The sequence below is a fragment of the Pelotalea chapellei genome (genome assembly GCF_018531195.1).
GTDB lineage: Bacteria > Desulfobacterota > Desulfuromonadia > Geobacterales > Pseudopelobacteraceae > Pelotalea > Pelotalea chapellei.
This window is the reverse complement of record NZ_JAHDYS010000001.1, coordinates 252,387-264,260: the sequence shown is the minus strand read 5'-3', so window position 1 is coordinate 264,260 and position 11,874 is coordinate 252,387. Positions and strand designations below refer to the sequence as shown.

General features: G+C 52.9%; 9 protein-coding genes. 2 read left to right on the top strand and 7 right to left on the bottom strand.

Annotation, left to right across the window (positions count from 1 at the left end; genetic code table 11):
* Window positions 1-9: 9 nt before the first annotated feature.
* From KJB30_RS01210 to KJB30_RS01180, 7 genes are all read right to left on the bottom strand, one after another.
* Window positions 10-882: a branched-chain amino acid ABC transporter permease gene (locus KJB30_RS01210; protein ID WP_214296094.1), complete on the bottom strand. Its 873-nt coding sequence runs from the start codon at window positions 880-882 to the stop codon at window positions 10-12.
* Between the two features lie 82 nt (window positions 883-964).
* Window positions 965-2,119 carry an ABC transporter substrate-binding protein gene (locus KJB30_RS01205; RefSeq protein WP_214296093.1) on the bottom strand — a complete coding sequence of 385 codons (1,155 nt, stop codon included), beginning with the start codon at window positions 2,117-2,119 and terminating at the stop codon, window positions 965-967.
* A 240-nt stretch (window positions 2,120-2,359) separates the two neighbouring features.
* A complete protein-coding gene (locus KJB30_RS01200; RefSeq protein WP_214296092.1) occupies window positions 2,360-3,187 on the bottom strand; it encodes a class I SAM-dependent methyltransferase in 828 nt (275 codons plus the stop codon).
* 132 nt (window positions 3,188-3,319) lie between these two features.
* Window positions 3,320-4,057, bottom strand: coding sequence for an iron-sulfur cluster repair di-iron protein (gene ric / locus KJB30_RS01195; protein WP_214296091.1), 738 nt, complete (start codon window positions 4,055-4,057; stop codon window positions 3,320-3,322).
* 75 nt (window positions 4,058-4,132) lie between these two features.
* A complete protein-coding gene (msrA, locus tag KJB30_RS01190; RefSeq protein ID WP_214296090.1) occupies window positions 4,133-4,738 on the bottom strand; it encodes a peptide-methionine (S)-S-oxide reductase MsrA in 606 nt (201 codons plus the stop codon).
* Between the two features lie 10 nt (window positions 4,739-4,748).
* Complete coding sequence (locus KJB30_RS01185; RefSeq protein WP_214296089.1) at window positions 4,749-6,128, bottom strand: sigma-54-dependent transcriptional regulator; 1,380 nt, start codon at window positions 6,126-6,128, stop codon at window positions 4,749-4,751.
* Window positions 6,129-6,130: 2 nt separating this feature from the next.
* Window positions 6,131-8,638: a PAS domain-containing sensor histidine kinase gene (locus tag KJB30_RS01180; RefSeq protein ID WP_214296088.1), complete on the bottom strand. Its 2,508-nt coding sequence runs from the start codon at window positions 8,636-8,638 to the stop codon at window positions 6,131-6,133.
* A 105-nt stretch (window positions 8,639-8,743) separates the two neighbouring features.
* On the opposite strand from KJB30_RS01180, the gene KJB30_RS01175 reads away from it, so the two are divergent.
* Both KJB30_RS01175 and KJB30_RS01170 read left to right on the top strand, forming a co-directional pair.
* On the top strand, window positions 8,744-9,994 hold the full coding sequence (locus KJB30_RS01175) for a tetratricopeptide repeat protein (RefSeq protein WP_214296087.1): 1,251 nt from the start codon (window positions 8,744-8,746) through the stop codon (window positions 9,992-9,994).
* Window positions 9,994-11,835 carry a UbiD family decarboxylase gene (locus KJB30_RS01170; RefSeq protein WP_214296086.1) on the top strand — a complete coding sequence of 614 codons (1,842 nt, stop codon included), beginning with the start codon at window positions 9,994-9,996 and terminating at the stop codon, window positions 11,833-11,835. The genes KJB30_RS01175 and KJB30_RS01170 overlap by 1 nt, the downstream gene beginning before the upstream one ends.
* Window positions 11,836-11,874: the final 39 nt, after the last annotated feature.

The following is an 11,874-nucleotide window of genomic DNA, read 5'->3' as shown; positions in this document are numbered from 1 at the left end:
ATTCTCCGCTTACAGGCGTGATTTGCCCATCAGACCCGAGGGTTTGATGAGAAGTACAAGCAGGAATATGGCAAATACGACCACGTCCTTCCATTCGGATGAGATGGTGACAGCTGACACTGATTCAACCAGGCCGATGATGATGCCCCCCAGGGTAGCCCCGATGATGCTGCCCATTCCACCCAGAACGGTGATGACAAAGGCTTTCAGAGTGAAAGCGCTGCCGACTTGAGGAAAGATGTAATAGGTCGGGGCAATCAGGGCTCCGGCGGTTCCGGCCATTGCAGAGCCGATGCCGAAGGAGAGGATTGACATCCATTTGACGTTGATTCCCATCAGTTGGGCAGCTTCCCGGTCCTGGGCCGTGGCGCGAATAGCCTGCCCGGTGTCTGTTCTCATCAGAAACCAGTAAAGACCGACGGTGATGGCGCAGGTGATCAGGAATGAGATCAGCAGCGGTTGGGAAATTGAAATGCCTCCCAGGCTGTAGCTGGATGACGAGTAGCTGGTGGTCAGTATTTTATAGTCGGATGTGAAGGCCAACATGGCACTGTTGCTCATGATCAGGCCCAGGCCGATGGTCAGCAGGATCTGGTTCTGGGGAAGGGCACTGAGGACGCGATTGATGAATACTTTCTGCATCAGTGCGCCGAACAGAAACATGAGCGGCATGGTAATCAGAACCGATACAAACGGATCAATTCCGAGCAGGGTAAAAAGGAAGAAGGTCAGGTACATACCGACCATCATGATATCGCCATGAGCAAAATTGATCACCCGCATGACGCCGAAAATAATGGTCAGGCCGATGCCGATCAGGGCGTAGACGCCACCGACCAGCATACCGCTTATGATGGATTGCAGCAGAACGGAAAAGGTCATGATGAAACTCCGGAGTCGGGAATCAGGGCGGGACAATCAGGTGATTCTTATTCCTGATTGCCCGCACCTGAACCCCTGAATGTTACTTCCACTTAAAAGGATACAAAGCTTTTTTGGTTGCAAATTTGGGGGGGAATACGGTTTCGTATTTGCCGTTTTGGACCTGCTGGACCAGCATCTGGTGGTTGTTCTGATTGGTGAAGCCGGCATAGTCGGCGAACTTGACTTCACCCATGACTCCATTCCAATGTCCCGCTTTGAGTCCGTTACGGGTTTTGTCGCGGTCACCACCATTCTTTGAAGCTGTCTCTGCCATGATAACCATTGCCTCATAGGCACAGGCAGCGTGGTAGGTCGGTTCTTTTTTGAATTTTGCAGTATAGCGTTTGGCGAAATCTGCCGCACCGGGCCAGCTCACATCGTCAGTCCACTGGGTGCTGGACATGACCATGTTGGAAATCTCTTTCTGGGCAAGGAACTGGGCAGTAGTGAAGCCGGCTCCGCCGCCGAGGAAGGCTTTGGGGGACAGGCCGATTTCCTTCGACTGACGCATGAGGGTTATGGCATCAACCACGTAAGAAACCATGAAAACAAGATCGGGGTTTTTTGACTTGATCTTGGTCAGTGTCGAGCGGAAGTCAGGGGCGCCTTTCTGGTATTTTTCGTCCGCTACCTCTTGAATCCCGAGCTTCTTGGCGTATTCCTTGGCAGTTTTGACTGTCGATGTACCGAAGTCAGTACTTTCGTAGATGAAAGCAATCGTTTTTGGCTTGTCGATGGTCTGTACTGCATCCATCAGTACTGAGGAATAGACATCTGCCGGAGCATTGAGGCGGAAAACATATTTGTACCCTTTGCGGGTGATCTCTTCTTTCGCAGCAGCAGGAATCAGCAAGGGTACCTTGTACTTGTCGGCCTGGCTGGCAACAGCACTGGAACAGGCTGAAGTGTAGGGTCCAACAACTCCTGCAACATTGTCGCGGGTGGCCAGCTTTTCAAAGGCAGCCAGGGATTTTTCAGGTTTACCTGTGTCGTCCTCTTTGATCAGGTCAACTTCGATCCCTTTCTTTTTGAGATCCTCCAGTGCCAGGGTGACGCCATTAGTGAGGTTCTCACCAATGGGGGCTTCGGGGCCGGTAATCGAGTTTACAAAACCGATTTTTACTCGGGCCGCCTGGGAGATTCCCGGAAGGGCCAGCGCCATGACGAGCGCTGATGCAGCAATTTTTCTGATCATAACTTACCTCCTTTGTTGTGGTTGTGCTGATGGGTATACGGGAAATACGAGATGGTGTTCTGTTATACTGCAATACAGATGCCACCAGGGGAGGGCAAGGCAAAGGCTTTAATTAAAAGAAGATTGATTGCGTAGGGCAGGGGGGACAGCTGGCGGAAATGACGAAGGTGGCCGAAATCGGCCATCCGGTGTGGCTGAAATCCGCCAGTAAGGCGGATTTTTCAGGTAGGCAGGCAGCCCTTACAGGCTGGTAAAGAAACGCTGGTTCATATCTTCAAGTCCGAGGGTCTGCAGCACTTCTTTAAGCCGGTCTGCAGGACGTCGGCGGGGGAGATCCATATATCTGGCGATGATCAGTTCATTTTTCATTGAATGCTCCCATCCCACCAGTTCGGTGACATTGACCTGGTAGCCATGGGCCTCCAACTGCAGACAACGCAGTACATTTGTCACCATGCTGCCGAATTCACGGGTGTGCAGCGGGTGCCGCCAGATTTCTGTGAAAGCCTGTTTTGCCAGTACTTGGCCTTTGTTCTTTCTGAGGTGGGCTGCCACTTCGGCTTGGCAGCAGGGCACCAGCACTATGAAACGCGCCTTCTTGAGCAGGGCGAACCGGATGGCGTCATCGGTGGCGGTATCGCAGGCATGAAGGGCGGTAACTACATCAACAGTAGCTGGCAGTAAATCAGATTCGATGGAATCGGCCACGGACAGCTTCAGAAACGACATGCCCGGGAATTCCAGTCTCCGGGCCAGATCTTTTGATTTCTCTACGAGCTCGTCCCGCGTCTCGATACCGAAAATGTGCGAGCTGTCATTACTGTTCTTGAAAAAGAGATCGTAAAGGATGAAGCCGAGGTATGACTTGCCGGCGCCATGATCAACCAGCGTGACCCCATGATTCTGTCGCACTTCGTTCAGCAGCGGTTCAATGAACTGGCAGAGGTGATTCACCTGCTTTAGTTTGCGTCTGCTATCCTGGTTCAGCTTGCCGTCGCGGGTGAGTATGTGCAGTTCCTTGAGAAGCTCTATGGATTGATCTGGCTTGATGTCATGTTTTTCGGACATTGTTTTCCTGTTCTGTTGGAGGTCTTGTTGAAATGTGGTGCGCGGAGTCAGTGAGTTTCCGCTATAACAAAACGGGAGGTTGACAGCATTGCCGTATCCTCCCGATCGTTATGTACGATGTAAGGGCGATTCCTAGAGCGCTTGCAGGATCTTGTCAGCCTTGGGAAAAAGTATGTTGTTCTCCAGATGCACATGTTTGTGCAGATCGTCCTCGAATTCATTCAGCTCCAGGTAGGTAACCCTGAAAGTGGGACAGACATCATCAGGTACCTCAAAACTCTTGGCCAGATGACGGATCCTGTGCACGGCTTCGCCTATTTCATCGTGCTCGTGGCCTAGTTGTGAAAGCACTGATCTGACAGTTTCAACATCCTTTGCATCCGGGGTCAGGCTGCTTTTTATGAAGCCATCCAGCCGTTTCAGAGCAGGGAAAAAAACCTCTTCTTCCTCTTTGAGGTGAATAGTCATATCGGCAGCAATTTTCTCGAAAATAGAGGCAATCTCGATTACCTCCGGGTGATGCTTCCCGTGGACCCCTGCAATTTTTCGCGCGTTTGCGGCTATCTTTGCAAGGTTGTCCTTCAAATAGGTGTGGTGAACGTTGATAATATAATCAGTCAGGAAGGGTATTTCCCATGACCCATACTGGCTGCTGCGCTCTGCGGCCTCTTTTTTTATGTTTGCGATTTCATCAAACAGGACAGTCTCGCTGATTCCCTTTTCCCTGCAGGCTGTTGAGATGGTGGTCTTGCCACCACAGCAGAAATCTATGCCATATTTTTCAAATATTCTGGAAGTCCTATAATCGTCGGCTACAATTTCACCGACTGTCATCTCAGCAAATGTTAGTGGCTGCATGGTGGTTTTCATGTGTCCTCCTCCTTTCAGACGTAGAGCCTGATGTCATTTAATTATAACACCTCTTCCCGGAGCAGGAGTCAATGTTTACCTTCCTGCAGCATCTCCCCACAGTTCTTTCAGCTTACGATCACGACCGCAACTTGTCCGGTAGTATTTGTAGCGCAGGGGATTTTTCTTGTAGTAGTGCTGGTGGTACTCCTCTGCGGGATAAAAAACTCCAGCCTGGGCAATTTCTGTCTGTACTGTTCCTTTGAAGCGCTTGTTCTTTTCCAGAGCCGACTTTGATTCCAGGGCTGCCTTACGCTGCTCTTCCCCTTGATAAAAGATGGCCGAGCGGTACTGGTGCCCGGTGTCGCAGAACTGCCTGTCTTTGACTGTGGGATCGATGTTGTGCCAGAAGACTCCGAGCAGGCTTTTATAGCTGATCTTAGACGGGTCATAGGTGATCTGTACCGCCTCTGCATGACCGGTACCGCCGCTGGAGACCTGCTCGTAGGTGGGGTTTTTAACGGTGCCGCCGGTGTAGCCGGATTCAACGGAAATCACGCCGTTCAACTTGTCGAAGGGCGCCTCCATACACCAGAAACAGCCCCCTGCAAAAATGGCTTTCTCCTGCAAGGGCGCTGCTGTTGAGGAGAGGGGCATGACAACAATCATCAAGAGGGTGAGTATCATTTTTACAAGCTGCATGAAGTTCCTCCTATAAACCGTATTTTTCCATTTTGTAACGAAGGGTTCCGCGTGGAATCCTCAGCATGGTTGCCGTTTGCAGGACGTTCCCCTTTGTTTTCTGCAGGGCCTGGCCAATGATCGCTTTTTCAAAGTCCATCACAGCTTCTTCCAGCCCTTTGTCCGCAGGAAGATGCGTGCGGCTGTTTGCATAGGAATTCAGGGGAGCAGTGAGCGGAAAGAACCCCCGCATTTCCTGGGGAAGCTGTTCGGGCAGCAGCTCAGGGCCGTGATTCATGATGCAGATGCGTTCGATGACGTTCCTCAGTTCGCGGATGTTGCCGGGCCAGGCATAGCTGCTCATTAACTCTGAGGCCTCCGGTGAAATCCGGCGAAAATCCCTGCCGAAAGAATTGCTGAAACTGTCCAGGAAATAGGCTGCCAGGTGCGGGATGTCATCGGGCCGTTCACGAAGTGGGGGGATATGAATAGGAAAGACATTCAAGCGATAGAAGAGGTCCTCCCTAAAGCTGGAATTGGCAATTTTGTCCTGCAGGTTTCGGTTTGTGGCCGCGATCACCCGCACGTCGATGACGATGTCCTTGACTCCGCCCACGCGGCGGATGGTTCGTTCCTGCAGAACACGCAGCAGTTTGGCCTGCATGGACATGTCCATCTCGCCTATCTCATCAAGAAATATCGTACCATGATGTGCTTCTTCAAAAAGACCAGGCTTGCGGCTGGTTGCGTTGGTAAACGCCCCTTTTTCGTGGCCGAATAATTCGCTTTCCAGCAGATTGGCAGGCAAGGAAGCGCAGTTGATACCGACAAAAGCGGCATCTCTTCTGTCTGACAGGTCGTGGATGCCGCGGGCAACCAGTTCTTTGCCGGTTCCCGACTCTCCGGTGATCAGAACGGTTGAAGGAATGCGGGCTATCTCGCGAACCTGATTGATCACGGCACCGAATGCCTTGCTGGTTCCGATCATGGGGAAGCGACCCGGCAGAAAGCCATCGGCCCTCTTCAGGTTACGCACCTCCCGTTTGAGAACCTGGGTTTGCAGCGCAAGTTTAACAATCACACGCAATGCATCGGCTTTAAAGGGTTTTTTCATGTAATGGAATGCGCCCAGCTTGAGTGCATCCACTGCACTTTCCACTGAACCATAACCGGTGATGATGATGACCAGCAGATTCGGATCGAGTTCCTTGAGCATCTTGAGTACATCAATACCGTCTTCAGCGCCAAGATTGAGATCAAGCAGGGCCAGATCCACGTCATTGGAAAGCACTGCCTCCCTGGCCTGGCTGCCGGTACTGGCCGAACAGACCTGGTAGCCGTCGTCTCCCAGAATCCGTTCAACATTTTCACAGATGAAGGCTTCATCATCGATAATAAGAATTTTTTCCATGGCTATCCTTTTGGAACAATGGTCATCGGCAGCTCCAGGGTGAAAATTGTTCCTGCTGCAGCGGAACTCTCCACTCGAATCCGACCATTGTGTTCTTCCACTATGCGCTGGGTGATGGAGAGTCCCAGCCCTGTCCCAGCCCCTTTACGAGTGAAAAAAGGTTCGAAAATGAGTGGCAGGTCCTCGTGACTGATCCCGGGCCCGGTATCAGATACGACAAGTGTAACATGTGTGCCTTCCGCGACTGTTCGGATAAGAATTTCTCCCCCGTGCGGCATGGCTTCAAGGGCATTTTTGATGATATTCAGCAGTGCCTGTTTGATCTTTTCAGGATCAAACCAGAAGGATGGAATCTCCCCGGCTTCAAAGCTGATATGAACCTTCTGCCGATTGCACTGCCGCTGTATAAGCAGGACCGTGTCGTTTATGACTCCATTAAGGTCGCTCATCCTGAAGTTTGCACGAACAGGGGAAGAATAATTCAACAGTGCGCTGATCAGGCGCTCAAGGCGTTCTATCTCTGCCAGGGCTTTCTTGATCATATTCTTGTCATCCGCAGCCAGTGTGGCGGTGTCGTGCAGATCATCCAGAAGAAGTGAGATGCCGGTGAGGGGGTTTCGCACCTCGTGCGCGATCCCGGCAGAGAGTTTGCCGAGGGATGCCAGTCTGTCGAGCCGCATCATCTCTTCGCGCAATTTTTCCTTTTCGGTCTCGTTGCGCATGGTTACGGTCAGTCCTTGCGTATCATTCTTTCCGATGGGGAAAAAGCCGATCTCAAAATGTGTCATGCCATTGCCTCTGTCAAGGTGCAGAGGGTGCCGGCCATAGGCTCCTTCCCCGGATAAAATTCTTTCCGTTTGTTCCGTCACACCATTCCAGCCATGGAAAACATCGCGGTAGTGCATGCCGACAGGTATCCCGGTTCCCAGGAATTTTCTGCCGGTCCCATTGATCGAGGTTAGGAGTCCATCCGGGGAGAAGGTGATGATGGCGCTGGAAATACTTTCAAGAATACTCTCCTTGAAGTTTCGTTCGTCCAGGATTTCGAGGCGCGATCGCCGTAGTTCGTCGAGGGTGGAGAGCAGGCTTGTTTTGCGCAACTCAAGTTCATGGGACATGAAGTTGAACGTATTGGCAAGTTCACCCAGCTCATCCCTGGAGGAGACACAGACCCTGCTGCGAGTATCCCCTTCTGCGAGTCGTCGTGCTCCATCGATCAGCTGGTTTAGCGGTCTTGTGATCCCGCTTGAGAGCAGCCAGGCGGAAAACCCGGCCAGCATGGCTGTGGCAAGTATGATAAAAGCGCTCAAGGTACGATGTCCCCGAAGTTCGCGGTTGATCAGGTGGCTTCCTTTGCGTGCCGCATCGTGGAACTGATCGACCTGAAATCCGATCGTTACGCCGCCGAAAATGCCGTGTTTGCCGTAATCGCCGGTGTCGTAGGGGATGGGGGCATAGGACATGATTTTTTTTGCGCCACCCACATTAGTGATGTCCACGTGACCGATCTTGTGGTTCCTGATGTCTGCTGCCACTTTGGGATAGTTGGGGTGAACGAAGCCGGCGTGATCGAGATTGTAAGGTATGCGTCCGCTGTCTATATCAGCCTGACTGGAGCGCGATGTGTAGGGGGGAAGCTGCCTGCCATTACGGTCGAGCCCGCGGATGTCCCAATATTTGGGGTGAGTTATGATCCAGCCTTCATCATCAAACAGAAAGGCGTAATTGCCGCTTTTGTAAGAGGGGAAAACAGTGGAGAAGTTGCGGCCGGGATCGATATGCTGGGAGAGTTCCATCAGATGACGATGATCAAGAGAAATCACCACCATTCCGCTGAAAGCTCCCGCGCTGTCGAATAAAGGGGCGCCAAAACGGATGACACCCTGATAGGCTGCCCCCTGATAGGCTGTTTCCGGCTCGGTTGCTCCGTTGAGCTGTTCCTGTTTCGATACATGGAAGCCGGTCAGGTGTGAAACATAGATAGCACCTGGTTTTAATTGACGTACCTGCTCGAAATAGTTCTCGGTTTTGAATTCCGTTCCGGCTGGTGTTGCTACATTGTTCAACTGGTCAGACGGCAGAAATTTTCCGTCCCTGATCACCACGCGTTCCCTGCCATTCCGATCGATATAGGCAATCGAGCGGTAGAGCGGAATCATCTCCCGGTTTTCACGTGGCATAGATGCGGTGCCGCGTCGTTCCCATACTTCGCTGCGCCTGGTCACATAGAAATTGAGCAGATGCCGGTTGTTGAGAGGAGTTCTGGTAAGGAAAAGCAGATCTGCTTCGCATTTGTGGAGGAAATCGGCGACTGTCTCGGCCACATGCTGTGCACGCATCTGCAGTGATTCTGCGGCCTGGGTGTCTGCTGTCTCGGATATTTCGGCCGCCAGGCGGGTGTTGACCGATTCGAGGTTAGACAAGAGGATAAGCGAGACCGCCAGAAGCGGCAGTAGCGAAAGCAGCAGTGTGACGGCCAGTATTTTTTTGAAAAGCGTTATTCTGGGCATTTATAGTTCGCCGGGCCTGCTGTCATCCGGTGTTCAGAGATCTTGATTGTAGGTGAGTACAATGATAACCTTTGGCGGTCAAGATATCTTTTAAGTGAGGTCAGCATGCATCTGTCTTCAGCCATTATTGCTGGTGCTTTGTTTTTTGTCGTGCCTGTTGCCTGTTGTGCCGGGGTCGATCTCTATGCCGGTATTGTGAATATAACAGCCGTTTCCGGAAAGGCATGCGCCGGTGCTGTCGGTAAACATGAGGTGTCGCTGGTGCTCAGGCATGACAAGGAGCAGACTGTCAGCGGCTACTTTGAAGGGCAGGGAATGACTCTCGGCCACTTCTCCGGCAAGGAAGGGACTCCCCTGGAAGTGCGCTATCCCCTGGATGACGAGTCCAAGGCAGGGGGGCATTCTCTTACGATATCTCCTGTCCCCACCGGTCTGCTGGCTGAATTGAGGGATCGACATCTTGACTCAACGGCTGATGACTGCAATTTTGATCTGGCTGACATGACATTGCGACACGTTGCTGAGGGGGAGGCGGCAGAGACACGATTCAATCAGCTTGACGCCTTGTTTGAGTCCCAGTTGCTCCGTTCCAGGGCATTCAACCTGGCCCGCACAGGAAGCTATGTAGCTGCATTGCCGCTTTATGAAAAGTCACTGACACTGGCTGAACGCTCACTGGGAAAAGATTCCGACCAGCTGCTGCCATACATTACCAGCCTGGCCAATGCCTATGTGAGACAGGGGGAATTCGACAAGTTCGACCAGCTGTATGACCTTCGCTATGCATCAATCAAGGATGAAGGTGTCAAAGCCATCCTCTCGAGTTACCGCATACGCTCGCTGCTGATGTCCGGAAAGACTTCACTGTTGCGGGAGAACCATGGAGCGGCCCTGGAAGATTTCATGAAGGCCTATCGGCTGCAACCCCAGAGCCGTGAGGCCATTGCCTCAGTGATGATGGCACATCTGCGCATGGAGAATTATGATAAGGCCATCGACTTTCTGGAAAGCGTGGGAAAAAGTGCCGACGCCGAGGGAATTCAACAGGATGTCCAAAGTGCCCTGGCACAGGTCTATGCACTTCGTGCACGCAAAAGAGACCGCAGCGGTGAGGCAGTTTTGGCGGAGAGCGACCTGAGACGTTCCGAGGCACTGGAGCCACACGCAGTGCAGTACCTGATAGCCCTGGCACGACTGCGTCACAAAACAGGAAATCTGGCAGAGGCTGAGGATATATTGAAAAAGGGGCTTGAACGTTTCACTCACGAGAGCGACCGTCAGCAGATTTTTACCGCCAGGGACCGCCTGCGGCAGATCGACTCTATACTTGCCAAACTGCGTAGCGTGAGGGGCTGATGGGTTACCGTAATCTTCAGGAGTGTGTTGTTGATCTGGAACAGCGGGGAATGCTGCTGAGAATTGAAGCGCCGCTTGATCCCAGACTTGAGATTGGTGCAGTACAGCGTCGGGTTTATCAGGCTGGGGGGCCGGCGCTTCTCTTCACGAATCCGGTTAATTGCAGGTTCCCGCTGTTGGGAAACCTGTATGGGACCCTTGAACGGACCCGCTTCATCTTTCGGGATACACTGGATGACATCCGTTGCCTGGTGGATCTCAAGATCAACCCTTTCTCGCTTCTGAAGAATCCTCTGGATATTATCAAGGCACCAGCTGCCGCTCTTCACCTGCTGCCGGCAACGACCCGAAATGCTCCGGTGCTTGAATGCCGCACAACTCTTTCCAATTTGCCGCAGATCGTTTCCTGGCCAATGGACGGCGGAGCCTTTATCACATTGCCGCAAGTTTATACCGAGAGTCCTGACCGTCCCGGTTTCGGCAGATCCAATCTCGGCATGTATCGGGTGCAGATTTCGGGCAACAGCTATGAAGCCGACCGTCAGGTAGGCCTGCATTACCAGATCCATCGCGGCATAGGTGGTCATCATGCCGAAGCAATCGCGCGGGGAGATCTGCTGCGGGTTAATGTATTTGTCGGTGGTCCTCCCTCCATGGCTGTTGCGGCAGTTATGCCGCTTCCCGAGGGGATGCCGGAACTCTCTTTTGCAGGCCTGCTCGCAGGACAGCGCATCCCCATGGTTCGTCAGCCGGGACAACTACCCATCTCCGCCCAGGCCGATTTTTGCATCTGCGGGGTGGTTGATCCGCACAAGACGATGCCGGAAGGCCCGTTTGGCGATCACCTCGGCTATTACAGTCTAACCCATGAATTTCCCGCTATTCAGGTGGAAGCTGTCTACCATCGCCGGGATGCCATCTGGCCCTTCACCACGGTTGGCCGTCCTCCCCAGGAGGATACCAGCTTTGGAGCCTTCATTCACGAGCTGACCGGTCCGTTGATCCCCACCGTGGTGCAGGGGGTAAAAGAGGTGCACGCTGTCGATGCGGCCGGCGTTCACCCGCTGTTGCTTGCCATTGCCACTGAGCGCTACGTCCCCTATGCTGCGGAGCGTCAGCCCCAGGAGCTGCTGACCATTGCCAATGCAATTCTTGGCCAGGGACAGCTTTCCCTGGCTAAATATCTTTTCATTGCCGCTCATGAAGATGCTCCCGTTCTGCATACCCATGATTGCGCCGCATTCTTCAAACATATGCTTGAGCGAGTCGACTGGAGCAGGAACCTTCACTTCCAGACAACCACGACCATTGATACTCTTGACTATAGCGGTTCCGGTTTGAACGAAGGCTCCAAGGTAGTCATTGCCGCAGCGGGACCGGTGCGTCGGAAACTGTCTGCCGAGGTGCCAGCTGGCCTTGAATTCCCGCCGGAATTCGGTGGGGCTGATGTCTGCCTGCCGGGTGTGCTTGCCGTGACCGGGCCGGTATCCCGTCAGGCGCGGGGAGAGTGCGACGATGTGATCGAGCAGTTCTGTGCCTATTACGCAGAGCGTGACTGTTTCGAAGGTTTTCCGCTAATCGTGATCTGCGATGATGCCCGCTTTGCAGCAGCTGCCTTGAATAATTTTCTATGGGTGACCTTTACCCGTTCCAATCCGGCAACAGATATCTACGGCATCAGGGCCGAAAATCGCGGGCGTCATTGGGGCTGCAAAGGTGCTCTGGTGATTGATGCCCGCAGTAAACCCTTCCATGCCCCACCTCTTGTGGATGATCCTGCTGTGGAGCGCAAGGTTGATGAGTTGGGAGCACCGGGCGGGCCGCTGCATGGCATTATCTGACAGGCGGGAAGAAGGTGCTGCTGATTGGATCACCTGGAA